This is a genomic window from Niveibacterium sp. (genome assembly GCF_041909475.1).
In the GTDB taxonomy this organism is placed as follows: Bacteria; Pseudomonadota; Gammaproteobacteria; order Burkholderiales; family Rhodocyclaceae; genus Niveibacterium.
The window spans coordinates 21,961-43,455 of sequence record NZ_JAYRDJ010000012.1 but is presented as its reverse complement, the minus strand read 5'-3'; the positions used below and the strand labels follow the sequence as shown (position 1 = coordinate 43,455).

Genomic DNA, 21,495 nt, shown 5'->3' with positions numbered 1-21,495 from the left:
TCACGAGGTAGGGCTTGATCGAGTGGTACTGCTTGAAGAACTGGGTCATATCCACGATCAGGTCGCGGATCACCGGCAGCCCTGGCAGCGGGCGCAACTGCACCGGCTCCTTCAGCGAATCGATGTCCGTGAGGCACGCCAGACCGTTCTGGCCGTTGATGTTCATCGCGTCCGAGCCGCACACGCCTTCGCGGCAGGAGCGGCGGAACGAAACCGAATCGTCCTTGGCCTTGAGCTTGACGAGTACGTCCAGCAGCTTGCGGTCGGTTGCGTCGACTTCGATCGACACGTCCTGCATATAGGGCGCTGCGTCCTTGTCCGGGTCGTAGCGATAGATCTGGAATTTCATAGTACGGTTTGCCACGCGTAGTTCCTCCGATGGCAGATCAGTACGCGCGCTTCTTCAGCGCGATGGTGTCGACGGTCAGCGGCTTCATCACCACCGGCTTGTAGTCGATGCGATTGCCGTCGCGATGCCACAGCGTGTGCTTGAGCCAGTTGGCGTCGTCGCGGCCGTCCGGCGTTTGCGGTGTATCGGTCGCATCGTCACGCACATGCGCGCCGCGCGATTCGGTACGGTTGTTCGCCGAAATCATGGTCGACTTCGCGACCTCGATCAGGTTCTCAAGCTCCAGCGCTTCGGTCAGTGCGGTGTTGAAGACCTTGGACTTGTCCTTGATCTCGGTGCGCTGCACCAGCTTCTCGACTTCGAGGATCTTCTCGACGCCGGACGCCAGCATGTCCTTGAAGCGGAACACGCCGCAGTGCTTCTGCATCGTCTGCTGCATCTGGGCACGTACCTCGTGCACGTTGGTGCCGCCGGTCTGCGTCAGCAACCGATCGACACGCGCCACCGAGCGGTCGATCTCCGCCTGCGGAATGTCGGGCTGTGCGTTGCTCTGCCCCTTGATGTACTCGACCATCGTCTCGCCCGAACTCTTGCCAAACACCAGCAAGTCGAGCAGCGAGTTGGTGCCAAGGCGGTTGGCACCATGCACCGAGGCGCACGCGCATTCGCCAGCAGCGTAGAAGCCAGGCACCGAGCCACCATCCACGACAACTTCGCCACGGTAGTTGGTCGGAATACCGCCCATCTGGTAGTGACAGGTCGGCACGACGGGAATCGGCGCGCGGATCGGGTCCACATTCGCGAACTGGATCGAGATCTCGCGGATGCCCGGCAGACGCTTGTTGATGACGTCCGGATCGAGGTGGGTGATGTCGAGCAGCACATGGTCCTTGTTCGGACCACAGCCGCGCCCCTCGTTGATCTCGGTGACCATTGCGCGGGAGACGACGTCACGCGAGGCAAGATCCTTCGCGTTCGGCGCGTAGCGCTCCATGAAGCGCTCGCCCGATGCGTTGCGCAGGATGCCACCCTCGCCGCGCACACCTTCGGTGATCAGCACGCCGGCGCCGGCGACGCCGGTCGGGTGGAACTGCCAGAACTCCATGTCTTCCAGCGGAATGCCGGCCCGTGCAGCCATACCGAGGCCGTCACCGGTGTTGATGAAGGCGTTGGTCGACGAGGCGAAGATGCGACCCGCACCGCCGGTTGCGAACAACGTCGCCTTGGCCTGGAACACCACGATTTCCGAGGTTTCCATCTCCATCGCGATCACGCCCAGCACGCGACCATCTTCGCCGCGCAGCAGGTCGAGCGCCATCCATTCGACGAAGAACTGGGTGTTCGCTTTGACGTTACGCTGATACAGCGCATGCAGCATCGCGTGACCGGTGCGGTCGGCCGCCGCACAGGCGCGGCGAACCGGCTTGTCGCCAAAGTTCGACATGTGGCCGCCGAACGGGCGCTGGTAGATCTTGCCCTCGTCGGTGCGGTCGAACGGCATGCCGAAGTGCTCAAGCTCGACCACCACTTCCGGCGCCTTGCGGCACATGAACTCGATCGCATCCTGGTCACCCAGCCAGTCCGACCCCTTCACGGTGTCGTACATATGCCAGTGCCAGTGATCCGGCTCGGAATTGCCGAGCGAGGCCGAAACGCCGCCCTGCGCTGCAACGGTGTGCGAACGGGTCGGGAAGACCTTGGACAGCACGGCGGTCTTCAGACCAGCCTCGGAGAGCTGGATCGCGGCGCGCATGCCGGCGCCGCCAGCGCCAACGATCACCGCATCAAACGTACGCTTAGCGACTTTCACTTACAGCCTCCAAAGAATCTGGGCTGCCCAGCCCGCATAGCCGATCAGCAGGAAAGCGACGACCGAGTGCGCAATCAGGCGCACGCCGACCGGCTTGATGTAATCCATGAAAATGTCCCGCACGCCAACCCAGGCGTGGAAGAACAGTGCAAGCCAGAACAAGAAGGTCGCGAAGCGCATGAACCCGCCTGCGAACATCGCACGCCAGGCTTCTGCAGAGAACTCCGGCAGACAGAACAGATTGACGACGAAGAAAACGGTGTAAAGCGCCATCACGGTGGCGGTCACGCGCTGGGCAAGCCAGTCGCGCAAGCCGTAGTGGGCACCAACGACGATTCGGTTTTGCATGGCTTACCCCAGGAAAATCTTGGCGCCGATCAGCACCGTCAGTGTCAGGCTCACGGCCAGCACGGCACCGGCACTCTTGCGCGCCGTCGGCAGATCGAGCCCCTTGTGCATGTCGAGCAGCAGGAAGCGGATGCCGGCGCAGAAGTGATGCAAATAAGCCCACAACAGGCCAAACAACACCAACTTCACCAGCGGATTCGCAACGACCGACTTCGCTTGTGCGACGGCCTCTGGCCCGCCAACGCTTGAACCAAAGAGCCACAGCAGCACCGGCAGCATCAGGAACAGCCCGGCACCGCTGACGCGATGCAGGATCGACACGAATCCGGGCAGCGGCAGGCGGATCACCTTCAGGTCGAGATGCTTGGGTCTCGGTTTCTTGATTGTTGTATCTGACATGCTTCACCTCTCACAGGGGCGCGTCACTCGACCCGCCGTTCTCTTGCCTGCAACTGGCCACGGGCCAAGCTGCAGCCTCAACTCAGTTCGTTCAGGTAGTAATGCTCCGCCGTGGAATACAAACCACGACGCCATTCCACCGGTTTATCCCCATAGGTATAGGCCACCCGCTCGACCGACAGCAGCGGGGACGCCTCAGCCACGCCCAGCGTCTCAGCGACATTGCGATCGGCTGCAACGGCACGGATCTTCTCGCGGGCGTGCAACATCCGTACGCCGAAACGCGACTCGAACAGGCCGTAAATCGAGCCCTGCCAGTCACGCAACATTTCGATATTCAGGCCGGAGAAGATCTCACCCGGCAGGTAGATCTCATCCACAACGATCGGCTTGGATTCGTGCTTGAGCACGCGGCGGATGATGATGATCGGCGCGGACAACTCGATGCCAAGGTTGCGCGACGCTTCCTGGCCCGCCTTGGCACGCCAGCAGTCGAGCGGCTCACTCTTGAGCGGGACGATTTCACCCGACAGCGGCGTCAGGCGCAGAAAACGGAACAGTGCGCGCGGGTCGGCGTGCGAAGCAACGAAGGTACCTTTGCCCTGACGGCGGATCAGAAGGTTGTCCGCAGCCAGCTCGTCGATCGCTTTGCGAACGGTTCCCTGACTGACCTGGAAACGCACGGCGAGCTCTTGCTCGCTCGGGATAGCTTGACCGGGGCGCCACTCCCCCGACTCAAGCGCCTGAATCATCAGGCGTTTGATCTGCTGGTAGAGCGGGCTGAAGGTGGGCGACAGGTTCACCATGACCGCATTCAAGCACAGAAAAACCAGTGTGTCTATAATGCATCTCCTGTCTTATATAAGACATAAGTTAGCTTTTGACACTGTCTGAATTCTGGCCTAGGATGATAGCCACATTGCCGACGGCAGGCGCCGCGGCGCCCTCTCAGAACCTGCGCGCAGGGCCGCGCTCTCCAGCATAGATAAAGGAGTCACACATGGCCAAAGCTCCCGTTCGCGTCACCGTCACCGGTGCCGCCGGTCAGATCGGTTACAGCCTGCTGTTCCGCATTGCCTCGGGCGAAATGCTCGGCAAGGATCAGCCGGTGATCCTTCAGTTGCTGGATCTGCCCCAGGCCCAGAAGGCGGTCAAGGGCGTGATGATGGAGCTGGAAGACTGTGCGTTCCCGCTGCTCGCCGGCATGATCGCAACCGACGATCCGGCCGTCGCGTTCAAGGACACGCAAGTCGCGCTGCTGGTCGGCGCACGCCCGCGTGGCCCGGGCATGGAGCGCAAGGATCTGCTGACCGAGAACGCCAAGATCTTCACCGTGCAAGGCGCAGCGATCGGCCAGTACGCCGACCCGAACGTGAAGGTGCTGGTCGTCGGCAACCCCTGCAACACCAATGCCTACATCGCCAAGGCGACCGCCACGAAGTACGGCCGCGTCAAGCCGGGCAACTTCACGGCCATGCTGCGTCTGGACCACAACCGTGCGCTGTCGCAGCTGGCTGCCAAGTCGGGCCGCGATGTGTCGAGTCTGAAGAGCCTCGTCGTGTGGGGCAATCACTCGCCGACGATGTACGCCGACTATCGCTACGTCACCTCCAACGGTGACAACGTGAAGGCGCTGATCAACGACGAAGCCTGGAACCGCGACACCTTCCTGCCGACCGTTGGCAAGCGCGGCGCCGCGATCATCGAAGCGCGTGGCCTGTCGTCCGCCGCTTCCGCCGCTAACGCCGCTATCGACCACATCCGCGACTGGGTGCTTGGTTCGAACGGCGAATGGGTCACCATGGGCATCCCGTCCGATGGTTCCTATGGCATTCCGGAAGGCATCATCTACGGCTTCCCGGTCACCACGGCCAATGGCGAGTACAAGATCGTGCAAGGCCTGGAGATCGACGAGTTCTCGCGTGATCGCATGAACTTCACGCTGAAGGAACTCGAAGAAGAGCGCGCCGGCGTCGCCGACCTGCTGGTGTAACGCGGAAGGCGTCTGGTCAATGGACAACACGCGCCCCGGCTCTTCTCACTCACCCTCCGCGGGTGAATCGCCGCTTGGCGAACGAGGGGGCGCGCCATTACATCCTGATGCAGTGCTGTTCGCCGGCAGCCGACCGCTGCCGGCGATTCCCGCAGTCGATCACTACTGCGGGTCGGAAAAGAACATGCGCAAGGCGATCGCCTTGCAGCAACAAATGGGGCCGGTCTTCGACATCACGCTCGACTGCGAAGACGGCGCGCCCACTGGCGCGGAACGCGCGCACGCCGAACTTTGCGGCAGCCTGATCGCAGGTGCCGATAATATTTTCGGACGCATCGGCGCACGCATTCACGATGTCACGCACCCGAGCTGGCACGACGACCTTGAGATCATTCTCGGTCGCGCGGCAGACCGGATTGCCTTCCTCACCGTGCCGAAGGCACGCGGTGCGGCAGATATCGAAACCGCGCTGGCAGCCCTGCGCAACATCGAATCGCGCCTCGGGCTCAAACGCGAGATCCCGCTGCACGCGCTCATGGAGACGCACGGCGCCTTGCACCAGGCATGGCAGATCGCCGCCCTGCCCGGTATCGAAACCCTGGACTTCGGCCTGATGGATTTCGTGTCGGAACATCACGGTGCGATTCCGGGTACTGCGATGCGTTCCCCTAGCCAATTCACGCATCCAATAGTGGCGCGTGCGAAGTGCGAAGTGGTCGCCGCTGCGATTGCGCACGGTGTGATTCCGACGCACAACGTGACCACCGTGCTCGACGATGCGCAAGTCGCCTTCGACGATGCCCGGCGTGCACGTAACGATTTTGGTTACCTGCGGATGTGGAGCATTCACCCCGCACAGATCGAACCGATCCTGCAAGGCATGCGGCCGGCCGCCGATGAAGTCACCGAGGCCGCTGGCATCGTTTGTGCTGCGCAGGATGCGAACTGGGGACCGATCCGGGTCGGCACACGCCTGCACGATCGCGGTTCGTTCCGCCACTACTGGAATTTGCTCGTGCGCGCCCGGTCTACCGGGATGACGCTGCCCAGCGAGGCCGAGCAACGGTTTTTCACCCCCAACCCCAATTAACCGAATGCCGAACGGCATCCTGACAGCAAACCGGAGGACCTCACCGTGCTAGAAGCCTACCGCCAACACGCCGCCGAACGCGCCGCCCTTGGAATCCCGCCGCTTGCGCTGGATGCCAAGCAAACGGCCGACCTGATTGAACTGATCAAGAATCCGCCGGCAGGTGAAGAAGCCTTCCTGGTCGACCTGCTCACCTACCGTGTGCCGCCGGGCGTCGACGACGCAGCCAAGGTGAAGGCCAGCTTCCTCGCCGCCGTTGCGCACGGTGACATCAAGGTCGCTCTGATCTCCAAGGCCAAGGCAACCGAGTTGCTGGGCACCATGGTCGGCGGCTACAACGTGCATCCGCTGATCGAACTGCTCGACGATGCCGAAGTCGCCAGCGTGGCCGCCGAAGGCCTGAAGAAGACGCTGCTGATGTTCGACTTCTTCAACGACGTGGCGGACAAGGCTCGCGCTGGCAACGCCAAGGCGAAGGAAGTGATTCAGAGCTGGGCCGATGCGGAGTGGTTCACCAGCCGCCCCGAAGTCGACCAGAAGATCACCGTCACCGTGTTCAAGGTGCCGGGCGAGACCAACACCGATGATCTGTCGCCGGCGCCGGACGCCTGGAGCCGCCCGGACATTCCGCTGCACTACCTCGCGATGCTGAAGAACACCCGCCCGGATGCGGCCTTCAAGCCCGAGGAAGACGGCAAGCGCGGCCCGATCCAGTTCATCGAAGACCTGAAGAAGAAGGGCAACCTGGTTGCCTACGTGGGCGACGTGGTCGGTACCGGTTCGTCGCGCAAATCCGCCACGAACTCGGTGATCTGGGCAACAGGCCAGGATATTCCGTACGTGCCGAACAAGCGCTTCGGTGGCGTTACGCTCGGCGGCAAGATTGCACCGATCTTTTTCAACACGCAGGAAGACTCGGGCTCGCTGCCGATCGAAGTCGACGTGTCGAAGCTGGAGATGGGTGACGTCGTCGACATCCTGCCGTACGACGGCAAGATCCTAAAGAACGGCGAGACGGTTGCCGAGTTCAAGCTCAAGTCCGACGTGCTGTTCGACGAAGTGCGTGCCGGCGGTCGTATCAACCTGATCATCGGCCGTTCGCTGACCGGCAAGGCGCGCGAGTTCCTCGGCCTTGGCGCTTCGACCTTGTTCCGCCTGCCGAAGCCGCCGGCCGAATCGAAGGCTGGCTTCACGCTGGCGCAGAAGATGGTCGGCCGCGCGGTCGGCCTGCCGGAAGGCCAGGGCGTGCGCCCCGGCACCTACTGCGAACCGAAGATGACGACCGTCGGCTCGCAAGACACCACCGGCCCGATGACGCGCGACGAGCTGAAGGATCTGGCCTGCCTCGGCTTCTCGGCCGACCTGGTGATGCAGTCCTTCTGCCACACCGCGGCTTACCCGAAACCGGTTGACGTGAAGACGCACCGCGAGCTGCCAGCCTTCATCAGCAGCCGTGGCGGCGTTGCGCTGCGCCCGGGCGACGGCGTGATCCACAGCTGGCTCAACCGCCTGCTGCTGCCCGATACCGTGGGTACCGGCGGCGACTCGCACACGCGCTTCCCGATCGGTATTTCGTTCCCGGCGGGCTCGGGCCTCGTCGCCTTCGGCGCCGCCACTGGCGTGATGCCGCTGGATATGCCTGAGTCGGTGCTGGTGCGCTTCAAGGGCCAGATGCAACCCGGCATCACGCTGCGCGACCTGGTGCACGCGATCCCCTACTACGCGATCAAGGCCGGCCTGCTGACCGTTGCGAAAGCAGGCAAGAAGAACGTGTTCTCCGGCCGCATCCTCGAAATCGAAGGCCTGCCGGATCTGAAGGTCGAGCAAGCCTTCGAGCTCTCCGACGCGTCGGCTGAACGTTCGGCCGCCGGCTGCACGGTCAAGCTGAACAAGGAACCGATCATCGAGTACCTCAACAGCAACATCGTGCTGATGAAGAACATGATCGCCGACGGCTACCAGGACAAGCGCACGCTTGAACGCCGCATCAAGGCGGTCGAGGCATGGCTGGCCAACCCGAACCTGCTCGAAGCGGACAAGGATGCCGAGTACGCCGCGGTGATCGAGATCGACCTCAACGATCTGAAGGAGCCGGTGCTCTGCTGCCCGAACGATCCGGACGACGCGAAGCTGCTGTCCGAAGTCGCCGGCGCGAAGATCGACGAAGTGTTCATCGGTTCGTGCATGACCAACATCGGCCACTTCCGTGCCGCGTCCAAGCTGCTCGAAGGCAAGCGAGATATCCCGGTAAAACTGTGGATTGCGCCGCCGACCAAGATGGATGCTGCCGAGCTGACCAAGGAAGGCCACTACGGCGTCTTCGGGAGCGCCGGCGCACGCACCGAAATGCCCGGCTGCTCGCTGTGCATGGGTAACCAGGCACAGGTACGTGAAGGTGCGACGGTGGTCTCCACCTCGACGCGTAACTTCCCGAACCGCTTGGGCAAGAACACCAACGTGTATCTGGCTTCGGCCGAGTTGGCCGCGATCGCATCTAAGCTCGGACGCATCCCGACGGTCGAGGAGTACCACGCTGACATGGGCGTGATCAACGCTGACGGCAGCAAGATCTACAAGTACATGAACTTCGATCAGATCGCCGAGTACCAGGACGCAGCAAAGGCCGTCGAAGTCTGACCGCCAATGACCTGAGCCTGAACGCCCTGCATCGCGAGATGCGGGGCGTTTTTCTTTTGTTCCTTCAGATCACGCCTTGCTCGTGCAATGCATCGAGCAGCGGGCGCTCCTTGCCCAACAGCCGCGCCAACAGATCGCGCGTATCGCTACCGAGGTTTGGCGGTGCGCGGCGGTAGGTGGGCGGCGTTTTCGACATACGGATCGGGCTCCCTACCAGCGCTACCTTGCCAGCGGACGGATGCGCCATTTCGATGCGCATGCCGCGGTGGCGAACTTGGGGATCATCGAAGACCTGCGGAATCGTGTTGATCGGGCCGCAGGGCACGCCCGCCGCCTCCAGCGCTGCGATCCACTCCGCCGTGGTGCGCCTTCGGGTGACGTCATGTATCAGTGGAACCAGTACATCGCGATGGCGTACCCGCGCCGCGTTACTCCCGAAGCGTGCGTCACCGAGCCAATCGGTGCGGGCCTCGATACAGAAGCGAGCAAACTGAGCGTCATTACCGATCGCAAGGATCATGTGGCCATCGGCGGTTGGGCACGCGTCGTAAGGGACGATGTTCGGATGGGCGTTGCCGACACGTGCAGGCGCTTTGCCGCTTGAAAGGTAATTGAGCGCCTGATTGGCCAGCGCAGCCACTTGCACATCCAGCATGCCGAGATCGATATGCTGCCCTTCCCCGCTGCGCTCGCGCCACGCCAACGCGGCGAGAATCGCGTTGCTGGCATAGAGCCCGGTCATGACATCGGCCAGTGCGACACCGACCTTGGTCGGCGTGCCATCCGGCGCGCCCGTGACGCTCATCAGCCCGCCCATGCCCTGAATCAGGAAGTCGTAGCCCGAACGCTCCGCGTAAGGCCCATCCTGACCGAAGCCCGTGATCGAGCAGTAGATCAGGCGCGGGTTGATTGCCGCGAGCGTTTCGTAATCGAGGCCGTAGCGCGCGAGCGTACCGACCTTGAAGTTCTCGACCAGCACATCGGATTGCGCAGCCAGTTCGCGCAGCAGTGCCTGACCCTCCGCGCGGGTGAAGTCGACAGTGATCGATTCCTTGTTTCGGTTCGCGCACAGGTAGTAGGCGGAGACATCGGTGTCTTCGCCCGCTTCGTCCTTCGCCCACGGAGGCCCGTAGGTGCGCGTGTCGTCGCCGCGGCCGGGCCGTTCGATCTTGATGACCTCGGCGCCAAGATCGCCGAGCAACTGCGTCGCCCACGGGCCCGCCAGCACGCGTGACAGATCCAGCACCCGCACGTGCGAGAGGGCGCCGACCGGGCGCATCGGCGCGCTCGCCTGCGCGCCCTTCTTGCGCACCCCTTTACGGGGCAAGACACCCCTGAGTGCCGGATCAGTCTCCAACATGCTTACCTCGTCTTCCGCGTTCGCGATGCAGTTGTCTTCTCAGCGTCGCGCACCATCACTCCAACATTGCGATGGTCTTGCCGGCGGGGTCCTTGATGCGCTGCCACGCGGCGCCGAGCTGGTTCACCGTTTCGCCCGGCAGCGGAACATAGCCGCCGTCCAACGCAAACTTGCCGCCGTTCTGGCAAGACCAGCCAAAGAACTTCACAACGGCGGCCGCCTGCGCAAGCTTGTCCGTCGTACGCTGCAGCATCACGAAGCTGGCGCCTGCGATCGGCCAGGCCTCGGGTGCCGACTGGTCGCTCAGCACCTCGCCGAAGGCGCTCTTCTCCCATGCCGCGCTACGCGCTGCGGCCGCAAGGCTCTTCTCATCCGGGGCAACGAACGTACCGCTGCGGTTCTGCATGCTCACGTAGGCCAGTTTGTTCGCGCGGGCGTATCCGTACTCCACATAGCCAATGGCACCCGGCAAACGCCTGACGAAGTTGGCGACGCCTTCATCACCCTTACCCCCGAGGCCAACGGGCCACTGCACGGCGCTGCCCACCCCAATGCTGTCGCGCCACTCCGGGCTCACCTTGGCGAGGTAGTGCGTAAGGAAGTACGAAACGCCGGCGCCATCGTCACGCCGCACGACAACGATCGACATGGCCGGCAAGGACACGCCCGGATTGATGTCTACAATGCGCGGGTCGTCCCAGCGGGTCAGGCGGCCGCGGAAAATGTCTGCCAGTAGCGGGCCGGTCAGGCGCAGTTCGCCGGCCGCCACTTTGGGCAGGTTCACGAAGGGCACCGCGGCGCCAACGAGTACTGGAAACTGCACCAGGCCACGTTTGTCGAGTTCAGATTCGGTCAGCGGAATATCGGACGCGCCGAAGTCCACGCTCTTCGAAGTCACTTCCTTCACGCCGCCGCCAGAACCGATCGATTGGTAGCGAATGGTGTTGCCGGTTGCCTTGCCGTAGGCCTCCGCCCACTTCAGGTACACCAGCCGCGGCGACGATGCGCCGGCCCCCGTCACCTCCGCCGCCTGAACGATGATCGAAACCCCGGCGATCGCGCATGCCGCGACGGCCCGACACAACAGCGTTTTCATTGTCGTTCCTTTCCGTTTCCGTTCCACCCGGCCTGCCCGATCGCGCGCTTACGACGCATTGCGATACGGGTCGTAGACCTGATCCAGCACGCCACCATCGCTGAAGTGCGTCTTGAACGCCTGCTGCCAGCTGCCGAAGACCTCATCCACCCGGAACAGGCTCAGGGGCTTGAAACGTTTGCTGTACTTCTCGGCGATTGCGGCGTCTGCGGGCCGGTAGTAGTACTTCACCAGCAGCTCTTGCGCCTCGGGCGAGTACAGGTAGTTGAGGTAGGCGTCGGCAAGCTTCCGCGTGCCCCGTTTCTCGACCATCTTGTCGACCAGCGCAACCGGCGGCTCGGCCACGATCGATACGCTCGGGACCACGATCTCGTAGTCGTCCGGCGCAGCTGCAACGAGCTGAAGCGCCTCGCTCTCCCACGTGATCATCGCGTCACCGATCTTGTTTTTCGTGAAAGCGTTGTTGGCGCCGCGCGCGGTGTACTCAAGTACACGGTTGTTGCCGTACAGGCGCTTGAGGAAGAGCTTCGCGCTCGCATCGTTGCCACCCGGCTGCTTGAGCGCATAGCCATAGGCCGCCAGATGCCCCCAGCGCGCAATGCCGGAGCTCTTGGGATTCGACGTGACGACGTTGATGCCCCAGCGCACGAGGTCGTTCCAGTCCTTGATCTGGCGCGGATTGCCGCGGCGCACGAGGAACACCACGGTCGACGTGAAGGGCGACGAGTGGTTAGCCAGCCGGCCTTGCCAATCGCTCGGCATAAGGCCCGCGGCGGCGATCGTGTCGATATCCAGTGACACCGCCAGCGTCACCACATCCGCCTCTTCGCCGTTGCGAATCCGTGCGACCTGGTTCGTGGATTGCGCGTGTGTCTGCTTGATCGTCACCGCCTCGCCGGTCTTCCCGCGCCAGTAGCGCGTGAACGCGGCGTTGTACTCCTGGAACATCTCCTGATTGATGTTCGACGAAGCGTTGATCAGGGTGGTGTCGGCACGGGCAGTTGCGCCCGCGCCGCACACACCCACCAGCCCCAGTACCAACCCAACCTGCCACACCCCTGCTCTTGCTGCCCAGCTTGTCATGTTCCGTCTCCTGGCTTGACCCTGCGCGTTGCCCGACTACTGAAGGCTCACGACCAGTGCCGCCTCAAACTTGTGCCACCGCAGTGGCAGGATGTAGGCCTTGACGCTGCGCGGCACCTGGATCGCACGCGCGTTGCCCGACACGACGACCGGCACCGAGATCATGAAATCCGGCCCGAAGTAACGACGTGCGTTGCCCGAAATGGTGTTGGCCACCTCGCCAACGAGATCGCAGAGATTGGTATCCGACACATCGGCCTCGCCCACGTGCAGCAACAGTTGCCGCAGCAGATCGCGATGCGCGGTGACGTACACGCAGCCCTGGCGCTCGCCGGAGATACCGATCACGCCGGTAAAGTCGTAGATCGGCAGCGCGCTTGCATCGCCCAGATACGGGCTTCCGACCTCCGGCGCCTTGCCCGTCTGGCGCTCGAAGTACTGGCTCACGATGTCGATGAAGACACGCAGTTGTTGCTCATCCATGAGCGTCCTCCCCCAGAAGTTCCTCCATCGCCTCGGTGAGGTCGGTTTCGGAGAACGGTTTGCACAGGAAGCCCTGAGCACCTTCCTTCAGGGCCTGGATCGCCGTGGCCTTGTCCGCCAGCGCTGAGACCACAAGGATGCTGATGCCCGGATCGATCTTGCGTAACGCGCGGATGCACTCCAGCCCATCCATGCGCGGCATGGTCAGATCCATCGTCACGACATCCGGTTTGTGGGTGCCGAACAGCTTGACGGCCTCCTCGCCGTTGCTTGCCGTCGCTACCACTTGCATATCGTGTTGCGTGAGCGTTCGGGTGATCTTGCTGCGGATGATGTTCGAGTCATCCACGATCATGAGCTTGAGTGCCATCAGGCCACCTCCTTGATCGGGGCATCAATGTGGTCGTCGCGCGGCTCCACTTTGACCGGCAGCTGCACACGGAAATGGCAGTACTCACCACTGGTCGTGCCGATGCGGATCCGGCCGCCGAGCCGGGTAATCAGGTCTTTCACTGCATCAAGGCCGACGCCGCGCCCTGCGTCTTCGTCCACCTGATCGCGGGTGGAAAGGCCGGGCTCAAAGATCATCAGCGTCAGCTGGCGCGCATCAAGCGCCTTCGCCGCGTCGGCCGCGATGCGCCCGGAGCGGATGGCAGCGGCGCGGATCTTTTCAGGGTTGATGCCGCGTCCGTCATCCCGGAAGCTCAGCTCGATCGTGCCGTCGCCTTGGTCGGAGACGTACACCGACAGCCGCCCCGCCTCGGACTTGCCACGCATCTTGCGATCCGCCGGCTTCTCGACCCCGTGCACCACGGCGTTGCGGATGAACTGATTCACCGTGGTATTCACCGCGTCGCGCAACTGCGGGTTGAGCAGTTCGATATCGAGGCCTTGATAACTCAGCTCGACTTGCTTCTCGTGCCGCTGCGCGAGCTGTTGCGCGAAGCCGCGCCACTGCCGCACGAAGGCCTGGGCCGCCAGTTCGGGGTCATGCGCCGGTTTGGGCGGCTCGACACTGACGACGCCACGCACCTGACCGATGCGTGCAATCACATCCTGGATTGCCGCGATCTCGGCATACAGCCCCTTTACCCGCACCGCGACGGGCAGCAAGTCTTCACTGGAGCGGCGAGTCAGCACGCGCAACTCCTGAAGCACATTCTCGAAGGCGTGCAGTGACTGCGACACCGCTTCGAGCTGCAACGCCGCGGCGTCGCCCTTCAAGCGGTGGGCGATGCGCATCATGGCGTCGACCCGCGGCGTGGATACGCCGGTCGTCGGGCTCGCGGTGCGCAGATCCTCGTTGATCTGATTGAGACCGTCGCTCGCAGCCCGCAGGAAGTCCTGCAACTGCCGCGGATCAGCCTGGAGGATGTTCACCATCATGCCCATCTGATCCTGCACGCGGCGCTCGCTGTCCTTCAGTTCGCGCTCGAGCTTCACGCGGCGAGTAATGTCGTTGACCGTAACCAACAGGTGCGTGACCTTGTTGCCCTGCAGCACCCGGTTGAAGCGGATCTGCAGGAAGCGCGACTCCACCGCCCCGCTCGGCTTCACAGCGCTGATTTCAATGCAGTCGAGCGGGTTGAGGCTGGCGACGAGCTTTTCCTTCACGTCGTGCCGCAGCAGCAGCTCGATGTACTCCTTGGTGGTGTCATAGGCCTTCGGTGTCACCAAGGGCTTGAGCAGATCGAGGAAGTTTTCGCCGCCCTTGGCCTCCACGCCGATGATGCGCGACAGCGCATGGGAGGTTTGCGACCCCATGCGGAAATCCGGGTCGAGCAGGAAGAGCCCCTCCTGTGTGGTCCGCAGGATGTCTTCGGTTTCACGCTGCGCGCGCTCCACCGCCTGGTCGCTCTTGCGCAACTGGCCGAGGAAGCTGTAGAGGATGAAGGCGAAGTTGATCAACGCGGCCGCCATGCCGGCCATCTGCACCGCGCGCAGCCTTGCGGCCTTTGCCGCAGACAGGGCTTCGAGGCGGCTCGTCAGCAGATGCGAGCTTGCCAGCAGGTTCAAGTTGTTCGGAATCAGCACCTGCAATAGCGGGCCGACATCCGGGCGGTGGCCATCCTTTGGCTGATTCAGCGACTGCACTTCGCTGTTGATCGGCGCCCAGAGATCCTTCACCAAGGCGAACATCGCGGCCGCCTGCTCGTCCTGGCTCGGGGTCAGCGCCAGTTCTTCGGCCATGTCCGGTAGCTTCGCGCCGCCATCAAACGTGTTGATGATCGCGTTGAAGCGATCGGCGGTTGCGATGAGGTCCTTGACCTCGTTCAGGCTCGATCGGCCGCTGCTGTCAAAGGTGCCCTGGGTGGCATCCTGATCGATCAACAGCGCTGTCTTGGCGAGCTTTTGCACCAGATAACGGTGCTGGCCAGCGAGGTTGATCGAGATCGCGTCCGCCGTCAGCTGGCGGGATATCACGAAGGTCATCCCGAGCACGCCAACGTCGAACACCAGAAACAGCGTGATCAGAATGACGATCGAGCGGTATTTGCCCAATCCAAGTTTCAGCATTGCCTACGCCCCTTCCATGAAGGCGGCGCCCTTGCGATTCGTCGTGCGCGGCAAAGTCCGTGCAGCGATCGAACCGCCCCATCCAACGGTTTATCGAAAGAAACCACCTTGCGAACCCGCCACGCAAAGTGCCTTCAATTGCAAACCGTCAGCTCAAACGGGCGCCTCCATTCTGATTTAGGCGTGAATATTTAACGCCGCTTGTCGAATTAATTGCGAAGCGACAAACGGCACTTTATGACAAATGAACGGTCGCGCTTTTGCACCACGAAATGACACAGAGCGTCATTCAATTTGAGCAATCCGGCACCGATCAAGGCTCGTGGAAGAAGCCATAAAGCACTGTTTTGCATGGCTGTTCTTGTCGTAATCAGCTTGGTAAAGCGACTTTGTACTGCACGGCAAATGAACACCAGGACCATAGATATGGGCGCATATCCCATTTAGATGTCATTTTCCGTTTTCTGAATTGGCATGTAGGTATTTATCCGTCATGCATGGATATCAATTCCTACAGTTGTTACTCAAAATCAGGAAGCACAAAGCACTAATCACCCTTATTCGTTTCGTTTGCACAACCAACCAATTCCGAATTACATCTCCTTAATTGCCAAAAAAAGGGCGCCGATGGCGCCCTTTTTTTCAGCAGAAGAACTGACAACGATCAGGGCAAACTGATCACCGTCGTGTCGTCCATCACCAGTGGATCAGTCGCTCCATTACCGCCCCAGAACGCCCATTCCTGGGTTGTTGGCGACAGGCCACGATAGCCACCGTCATAGTCCCAGGTCGTCACGTAGACCTTCACGCCAGACAGCGACGACAGCTTCCCAAGCGACGCGTCGGGCAGGATGAAGCTGACCGTATTCGTCGCGGTATCCACCTTCAAGCCGGCGGCGGGCGAGGCGTTCGTCCCCTCGTTACTGGCACTCGCGCCCGATGAAGTGAAGATGGCGTTCGACCACCCGTGCGCACGAAGGCGGTAATGCCACTTCATCCCGCCTGGCAACACAGCGTTCTGCAAAGGCATCGCTGTCACACCGCCCGCTTTTCCGGGCACTTCGATGAAGATCGTAAAGGCCACGTGATCAAAGCCGTTCGCCGGATTCCAGACGGTTGTGACCTTGTTCGTCTGCACGTCGATGCGCATCGCCCCGCCAGCGCCGGATACCGTGACTTTGCGCAAGTCGAGCTGGCGGTTGCTGCCCCAGGAATCGTTCGTCGGGTACTTGTAGACACCCGTCGGCCCAACATCATCACCGGCCGGGTCCACCACCTCGGCAAGCTTCACGAACGGACGATCGACGAAGAAGCTACCGCTGTTAGAGAGCACGGCGGAGGCTTCGCTCCAGGCGACGATGCTGTGGCGGATCGTCGGGTCGATCATCGTTGCGGTGTCCACCGTTGCCGACCAGCTGCCGTCGCCCGCCGGGGTAACGGTCTGAGCGTGCGCCACATCGCCGTCGATCACCAGTTTGAAGTTCGCGAGTTCGGTTGAGACACCGCTGACGGTGAAATCACCCGCCTCTTTCACGTCATTCAGAGCCGTCATGCTGATCGTGGCGGTCGGGTCCACCGCACTCGCTGTGTCCGCCGTCGCAAGCCAGACGTAGGCACTGCGGGCGGGCAGCTTCATCGAGAGGCGGCCGTTCTTGTCAGCGAAGGCCTGCGTTGCGGTGCCGCTTGCTGCAAACAGCGGCTTCAGCACGGCGTGAGCCGCAAGCCCGGTTTCAAGGTTGTCGAGCAAGGTTTCGCCGTCGGCGGTGTTGAACACCACAAAGGCGGTCGTGCCGTTCCAGCTCATCTTGTAGGCGAACACGCCAGCGGCAGCGCCGTTCTCCTTCAGCACCGTCGGCGTACCGCGCGAGAACACCTTGTTCGCCTTGCGCAGCGCACTGACTTGCGCGATGTACTGGTACAGCGGGGCGGTAGTGTCGAAGTTGTCCTTCCCTCCCGACTTGTAGCCCGCCTTGAACATCGCGGCGCGCTGTTCCTTGAAGGCTTGTTCGGTGCCGTAGTAAATCACCGGGATACCAGGCAGCGTCATCATCATCAACAGGTTCTGCTTGAGCCCGGCCTCTGAACCCCCTGCGAGGAATCGATCCACATCATGGTTGTCGAGGAAGCTCGGCATCAGGTGGGGCCGCTTGTGCGTGGTCATCACGTCGCGTATGCGGTAGCCGAGTTCCGCAGTCGGGCGACCACGCGCAAACACATCGCCTGCCGACGTGTAGAGCGGGAAGTTGATCATGCCCGGCAGGATCGTCTCGCCGGTGACCGGATCGGTCATGTAGCTGTCGATCTTCTTCGCCTTCGAGTCTTCATAGGCACGATCGGAAGCGAACCCCTCGCCGAAGGAGAGGAAGTTCTCGCGGCCCGTTGCCTTGGCGGCAGCGACGATGCCGGGGTTGGTCGTGTCGGTCGAGTACAGGAAGTCCTTGAAGGTGTCGGGGGGTACGTAGAACGCAGTGTCGATGCGGAAACCGTCGACACCCACCTCCTTGATCCAGTACGCGTAACTCTTGCGCAGCGCGTCGCGCACCGTAGGGCTCTCGGTGTTCAGGTCGTCGAGGTCGGAGAGTTGATAGTTCTTCTCCTGCGTCGCGTCCTGGAAGTCGCTGATGCTGGGCGTCCAGTGGTAGATGCCAGCCTTTACATGGTCCGCGTTGCGCGGATCGTTCAGATCAAAAGGCGACTGCGTTGGCGCGGCGCCGGGTTTGGACGCGGTGTTCATCACAAGGAACTTGGTCGGGTCTGCCGCGTCGTAGCCACCCCGATAGCTGAAGAAATTGCCGGTGTGGTTCAGCACAACGTCCTGAATCAGGTACATGCCCGACTTGTGCAATGAGGACGACAGGCTCTTGTAATCGGCCAGAGTCCCCATGTGCTTGTCGACTTCCATGAAGTTGCTGGCCCAGTAACCGTGGTAGCCGCCGTAGTTGTTGAGCGGATCCCACCACTGGTTCGCCACCGGCGGGGTCACCCACACCGCCGTTGCCCCCAAGCCCTTGATGTAGTCGATCTTGGCCTCCACGCCACGCAGGTCGCCGCCGCTGTACTTGGCGCCATCGGCCGGGTCGAACTCCCCCGCCCCCTGGTCGTTGTTGCTCGGATCACCGTCGTTGAAACGATCGGTCATCACGAAATAGACGATCTGATCCTGCCACTCCGGTGAAGCCACATGCAGCAACTGCGGCGGTGGCAGTGGATCACAGCACCCCGGGGGGTCGGTCTTGTCGTTGCCTCCGCATGAGGCAAGCAGCGCAGCGGCTACTGCGGTCATGGCCACTGCGGGCCAAGGATGGAAACGCTTCATTCAGCTTCACTCCTCTGGATTGAACGAAACGGGGCACAAGCCCCCGCGCGCCGCAGTAAGCGGCAGCGCTGCGCGTAATCGGGAGTGACAGCAAGCCGCGGCGATCCATGAGCCGCGAACGGGCCGGCAAGAACGAGCCGGACTGCGAAGGTGGCACGCAGGGTCGAAGCGCGAACTGAGGTTCGCTCCCGATACTCCGCGCGCCGGATATGCTTTTTAGATTATCAGAAGGATGTTAGTAGGTGCACGATGGGCTTGCAAGCACCTTACCCGGATTCTTGAACTTGAAGCGAAGCAGGTGTAAGGCCGGCGCGTTGCCGCCGGCCCGCGAGATGGATACGGATTCAGCAGCGGCCGATGACCGATGCGGTCGCGATCAGCTCGTCAAGCAGTGCAAGCGAAGCACGCCCAGAGCACGCAAACGGGTCGAGCACAGGGCGCTCGGCATACTTGAGCAGCAAGGAGGGGTTCACGCGCGCGATATTCACGTGCCCCATCGTCCATGCGCCAAAGCGGCGCTCCGGAATTTCCTCGAAGCTCAGGATGCGCACGTTCGTATGCCGATCGTCGCGCACGATTGTGTTGAACAGCTCGCACACCTCATCGCGGCCGCCCTCGAGCACTTGCAGGAACAAGTCGTCGCTGTAGCAGAGCATGCCGGTGATGCCGAGCTTGGGGTTGTGGTCGCGGGATTGGGCAAGAATCGCATCTACAACCGGGGCAGTCAGTGGTGATGCCGCGCGGCTGGCATAAAGCAAACGGACAAGCATCTGGGCCTCAGTTTTTCAGGTTGATGAGGGAGAGGAACTCGCGGCGCAGTGCCGCGTCCTTGAGGAAGGAGCCGCGCATCACGCTGTTGATCATCTTGGTCTCGGAATCCTTCACACCGCGCCAGTGCATGCAGAAATGATCTGCTTCCATGACCACAGCAAGACCGTCCGGGCTGACCTTTCGCATCAGAAGCTCAGCCATCTGGGTGATCGCCTCTTCCTGAATCTGAGGCCGGCTCATAACCCACTCAGCGAGTCGCGAGTATTTCGACAAGCCGATCAGGTTCGAGTGCTCGTTCGGCATCAGCCCGATCCACAGCCGGCCCATGATCGGGCAGAAGTGGTGGCTGCATGCGCTTCGCACCGTGATTGGGCCAACGATCATCAGTTCGTTGAGGCGTTCGGCGTTCGGGAATTCTGTGACCGAAGGCGCCGGCATGTAGCGGCCGCGAAACACTTCGGTGAGATACATCTTCGCTACGCGGCGTGCGGTGTCTTGCGTGTTGTGATCGCTCTCGGTGTCGATCACAAGGCTCTCCAGCACGCCTTTCATCTTGCCTTCCACTTCATCGAGCAGGGCTTCGAGATCGCCCGGCTCGAGAAAGGCAGAGATGTTGTCGTTGGCGTGAAAGCGCTGTTTGGCGCGATAGATCCGTTCGCGAATCCGCGCCGACACCGGCTGGATCGCAGCGGCATCAGGCTTCTGTGAGGCGTCGCTCATGATGGGCCGTTCTGGGGTAATGATGGATGGAGTGTCGTACAACGGCGCTTCGACCGCAAACCCGCGCCATTCGTTCCATCGCCCATCAGAACTCGCCAACCCGCAGATCCATTCATAAGGCGCCACGCTCGGCGTCTACCGCTGAGAGGCGTCAACTGGCGCTCACCGCAACCTGGCGCTGTGCCGCTTCGCGATCCAGAATCAAAGCGGAGGGCTGCCCGTCGTGGCGCCAACGCTCATCGTGGCAGCGCGCCCCGACCTCGGTTGGGTGGGTCGCTTTTGAGGGAGCTCGGGAGGCAGAGAGATGAGAGCAGTTCAACACGCTCAGCATCCGGAAATACTCCGGGATACGACGGACTTCTCGCTCGTACTTGGCGGCCCGTTGTTCCAGGCGCTTCGTCGCGCACATCTGTCGGATAACGAACTGCATCTTGTCGGGCAGCGGATTGGTGTTATCGCGCTGATCTGCTGGCTTCCGCTACTGATGCTGTCTGCGCTTGAAGGCAATCTGCTGCCAGGCAAGCTGGCAGTGCCCTTCCTGTATGACTTCGAAGCGCACGGCCGCTTCATGGTCGTCGTGCCCTTGCTGATCGTCGCAGAACTGATCGTGCATCAGCGTATGCGCACGCTGGTCAGGCAATTTCCGGAGCGCAAGCTGGTTCCAGAAGCTTCAATGGATCGCTTCCACGCGGCGATCGCCTCCGCCTTCCGGCTGCGCAACTCAAGCATCGCGGAAGTGGTACTCGTCGCAGTGGTTTATGGGCTGGGCATTGCGCTGATATGGCGCCACTTCATCGCATTGAATGCGAACACCTGGTATGCCACCCCAAGCGCGGGCGGTTCGGCGCTCACGCTCGCGGGTTTGTGGCTTGGCTGCATCAGCCTGCCGATCTTCCAGTTCCTGCTGCTGCGCTGGTACTTCCGGCTCTTCATCTGGATGCGCTTCCTGTGGCAGGTGTCGCGTATAAAACTCGCGTTGTCGCCAACTCATCCGGATCGGCTCGGCGGCTTGGGCTTTCTCTCCGGCACCGCTTTTGCGTTCATGCCCTTACTGCTGGCGCACGGCGCCTTGCTGGCTGGCAACCTGGCCAACCGCATCCTCTACCTTGGAGCCCCGCTGTTGTCGTTCAAGTACGAGATCATTGCGCTGGTAGTCGTATTGCTCGGGGTCGTGCTGCTGCCCTTGCTGGTCTTCGCACCGCAGCTTGCGGAAACAAAACGCAGCGGCCTGCTCGAATACGGCGCGTTGGCGCAGCGCTACGCGCGTGATTTCGAGACCAAGTGGCTGCGAGGCGGCGCACCGGCCGGCGAAACGCTGATCGGCAGCGCGGACATTCAGTCGCTCTCCGATCTGAACAACAGCCTGCAGGTGATTGCCGGCATGCGTGTTGCCCCCATCACGCGCGACACGCTGATCCGACTGGCCGCCGCCATCGTGGCACCGTTGAGCCCGCTGGTGCTGACGATGATGCCGCTGGAAGAGCTGATCACCCGTTTGATCAAGATACTTTTCTAGCGCCAGC

Annotated in this window: 18 protein-coding genes; 4 read left to right on the top strand and 14 right to left on the bottom strand. The window is 62.0% G+C overall.

From position 1 onward, the window contains the following. From ACE3P0_RS09995 to ACE3P0_RS09975, 5 genes are all read right to left on the bottom strand, one after another. The coding region (locus ACE3P0_RS09995) for a 2Fe-2S iron-sulfur cluster-binding protein (protein WP_374402510.1) at nucleotides 1-349 on the bottom strand (349 nt) is incomplete at its 3' end. Between the two features lie 37 nt (nucleotides 350-386). After that, the gene (sdhA, locus tag ACE3P0_RS09990; RefSeq protein ID WP_374402389.1) at nucleotides 387-2,159 is read right to left on the bottom strand and encodes a succinate dehydrogenase flavoprotein subunit; all 1,773 of its coding nucleotides are present in this window, start codon (nucleotides 2,157-2,159) and stop codon (nucleotides 387-389) included. After that, a complete protein-coding gene (gene sdhD / locus ACE3P0_RS09985) occupies nucleotides 2,160-2,507 on the bottom strand; it encodes a succinate dehydrogenase, hydrophobic membrane anchor protein (protein ID WP_374402387.1) in 348 nt (115 codons plus the stop codon). A 3-nt stretch (nucleotides 2,508-2,510) separates the two neighbouring features. After that, nucleotides 2,511-2,906, bottom strand: coding sequence for a succinate dehydrogenase, cytochrome b556 subunit (sdhC, locus tag ACE3P0_RS09980; protein ID WP_374402385.1), 396 nt, complete (start codon nucleotides 2,904-2,906; stop codon nucleotides 2,511-2,513). 77 nt (nucleotides 2,907-2,983) lie between these two features. Continuing rightward, on the bottom strand, nucleotides 2,984-3,712 hold the full coding sequence (locus ACE3P0_RS09975; RefSeq protein WP_374402383.1) for a GntR family transcriptional regulator: 729 nt from the start codon (nucleotides 3,710-3,712) through the stop codon (nucleotides 2,984-2,986). 194 nt (nucleotides 3,713-3,906) lie between these two features. Here ACE3P0_RS09975 and ACE3P0_RS09970 point away from each other — a divergent pair, with 194 nt between their 5' ends. From ACE3P0_RS09970 to acnB, 3 genes are all read left to right on the top strand, one after another. Then, nucleotides 3,907-4,899: a malate dehydrogenase gene (locus tag ACE3P0_RS09970; protein ID WP_374402381.1), complete on the top strand. Its 993-nt coding sequence runs from the start codon at nucleotides 3,907-3,909 to the stop codon at nucleotides 4,897-4,899. Nucleotides 4,900-5,083: 184 nt separating this feature from the next. Next, entirely contained in the window at nucleotides 5,084-5,989 is a 906-nt protein-coding gene (locus ACE3P0_RS09965; protein WP_374402379.1) for a CoA ester lyase, read from the top strand. Nucleotides 5,990-6,034: 45 nt separating this feature from the next. Continuing rightward, nucleotides 6,035-8,626, top strand: a complete 2,592-nt coding sequence (gene acnB, locus ACE3P0_RS09960; RefSeq protein ID WP_374402377.1) for a bifunctional aconitate hydratase 2/2-methylisocitrate dehydratase — start codon at nucleotides 6,035-6,037, stop codon at nucleotides 8,624-8,626. A gap of 64 nt (nucleotides 8,627-8,690) precedes the next feature. On the opposite strand, the gene ACE3P0_RS09955 is transcribed toward acnB, so the two are convergent. From ACE3P0_RS09955 to folE, 9 genes are all read right to left on the bottom strand, one after another. Continuing rightward, nucleotides 8,691-9,905 carry a CaiB/BaiF CoA transferase family protein gene (locus tag ACE3P0_RS09955; protein ID WP_374402508.1) on the bottom strand — a complete coding sequence of 405 codons (1,215 nt, stop codon included), beginning with the start codon at nucleotides 9,903-9,905 and terminating at the stop codon, nucleotides 8,691-8,693. 136 nt (nucleotides 9,906-10,041) lie between these two features. Next, a complete protein-coding gene (gene pstS, locus ACE3P0_RS09950; protein ID WP_374402375.1) occupies nucleotides 10,042-11,082 on the bottom strand; it encodes a phosphate ABC transporter substrate-binding protein PstS in 1,041 nt (346 codons plus the stop codon). A gap of 48 nt (nucleotides 11,083-11,130) precedes the next feature. After that, a complete protein-coding gene (locus ACE3P0_RS09945; RefSeq protein ID WP_374402373.1) occupies nucleotides 11,131-12,165 on the bottom strand; it encodes a sulfate ABC transporter substrate-binding protein in 1,035 nt (344 codons plus the stop codon). A 36-nt stretch (nucleotides 12,166-12,201) separates the two neighbouring features. Continuing rightward, nucleotides 12,202-12,648 carry a chemotaxis protein CheX gene (locus tag ACE3P0_RS09940; protein WP_172199588.1) on the bottom strand — a complete coding sequence of 149 codons (447 nt, stop codon included), beginning with the start codon at nucleotides 12,646-12,648 and terminating at the stop codon, nucleotides 12,202-12,204. Further along, nucleotides 12,641-13,018: a response regulator gene (locus tag ACE3P0_RS09935; protein WP_374402371.1), complete on the bottom strand. Its 378-nt coding sequence runs from the start codon at nucleotides 13,016-13,018 to the stop codon at nucleotides 12,641-12,643. Before ACE3P0_RS09935 ends, ACE3P0_RS09940 begins: the two co-directional genes overlap by 8 nt. After that, the gene (locus tag ACE3P0_RS09930; RefSeq protein ID WP_374402369.1) at nucleotides 13,018-15,165 is read right to left on the bottom strand and encodes an ATP-binding protein; all 2,148 of its coding nucleotides are present in this window, start codon (nucleotides 15,163-15,165) and stop codon (nucleotides 13,018-13,020) included. The genes ACE3P0_RS09935 and ACE3P0_RS09930 overlap by 1 nt, the downstream gene beginning before the upstream one ends. 664 nt (nucleotides 15,166-15,829) lie before the next feature. Next, nucleotides 15,830-18,481: an alpha-amylase family glycosyl hydrolase gene (locus tag ACE3P0_RS09925; protein ID WP_374402367.1), complete on the bottom strand. Its 2,652-nt coding sequence runs from the start codon at nucleotides 18,479-18,481 to the stop codon at nucleotides 15,830-15,832. A gap of 344 nt (nucleotides 18,482-18,825) precedes the next feature. Next, nucleotides 18,826-19,251: a BLUF domain-containing protein gene (locus ACE3P0_RS09920; RefSeq protein ID WP_374402365.1), complete on the bottom strand. Its 426-nt coding sequence runs from the start codon at nucleotides 19,249-19,251 to the stop codon at nucleotides 18,826-18,828. Between the two features lie 7 nt (nucleotides 19,252-19,258). Next, nucleotides 19,259-19,972 (bottom strand): GTP cyclohydrolase I, encoded by a 714-nt coding sequence (gene folE / locus ACE3P0_RS09915; RefSeq protein ID WP_374402363.1) that lies wholly within the window; start codon nucleotides 19,970-19,972, stop codon nucleotides 19,259-19,261. Nucleotides 19,973-20,276: 304 nt separating this feature from the next. Between folE and ACE3P0_RS09910 the strand changes: the two genes are divergently transcribed. Continuing rightward, nucleotides 20,277-21,488, top strand: coding sequence for a hypothetical protein (locus ACE3P0_RS09910; RefSeq protein ID WP_374402361.1), 1,212 nt, complete (start codon nucleotides 20,277-20,279; stop codon nucleotides 21,486-21,488). Nucleotides 21,489-21,495 lie beyond the last annotated feature (7 nt).

Coding starts and splice junctions, on each gene's coding strand:
- sdhD (WP_374402387.1), bottom strand. CDS start 2,507: ATGCAAAACCGAATCGTCGTTGGTGCCCACTACGGCTTGCGCGACTGG.
- sdhC (WP_374402385.1), bottom strand. CDS start 2,906: ATGTCAGATACAACAATCAAGAAACCGAGACCCAAGCATCTCGACCTG.
- ACE3P0_RS09975 (WP_374402383.1), bottom strand. CDS start 3,712: ATGGTGAACCTGTCGCCCACCTTCAGCCCGCTCTACCAGCAGATCAAA.
- ACE3P0_RS09970 (WP_374402381.1), top strand. CDS start 3,907: ATGGCCAAAGCTCCCGTTCGCGTCACCGTCACCGGTGCCGCCGGTCAG.
- ACE3P0_RS09965 (WP_374402379.1), top strand. CDS start 5,084: ATGCGCAAGGCGATCGCCTTGCAGCAACAAATGGGGCCGGTCTTCGAC.
- ACE3P0_RS09955 (WP_374402508.1), bottom strand. CDS start 9,905: ATGCGCCCGGTCGGCGCCCTCTCGCACGTGCGGGTGCTGGATCTGTCA.
- pstS (WP_374402375.1), bottom strand. CDS start 11,082: ATGAAAACGCTGTTGTGTCGGGCCGTCGCGGCATGCGCGATCGCCGGG.
- ACE3P0_RS09945 (WP_374402373.1), bottom strand. CDS start 12,165: ATGACAAGCTGGGCAGCAAGAGCAGGGGTGTGGCAGGTTGGGTTGGTA.
- ACE3P0_RS09940 (WP_172199588.1), bottom strand. CDS start 12,648: ATGGATGAGCAACAACTGCGTGTCTTCATCGACATCGTGAGCCAGTAC.
- ACE3P0_RS09935 (WP_374402371.1), bottom strand. CDS start 13,018: ATGGCACTCAAGCTCATGATCGTGGATGACTCGAACATCATCCGCAGC.
- ACE3P0_RS09930 (WP_374402369.1), bottom strand. CDS start 15,165: ATGCTGAAACTTGGATTGGGCAAATACCGCTCGATCGTCATTCTGATC.
- ACE3P0_RS09925 (WP_374402367.1), bottom strand. CDS start 18,481: ATGAAGCGTTTCCATCCTTGGCCCGCAGTGGCCATGACCGCAGTAGCC.
- ACE3P0_RS09920 (WP_374402365.1), bottom strand. CDS start 19,251: ATGCTTGTCCGTTTGCTTTATGCCAGCCGCGCGGCATCACCACTGACT.
- folE (WP_374402363.1), bottom strand. CDS start 19,972: ATGAGCGACGCCTCACAGAAGCCTGATGCCGCTGCGATCCAGCCGGTG.
- ACE3P0_RS09910 (WP_374402361.1), top strand. CDS start 20,277: ATGAGAGCAGTTCAACACGCTCAGCATCCGGAAATACTCCGGGATACG.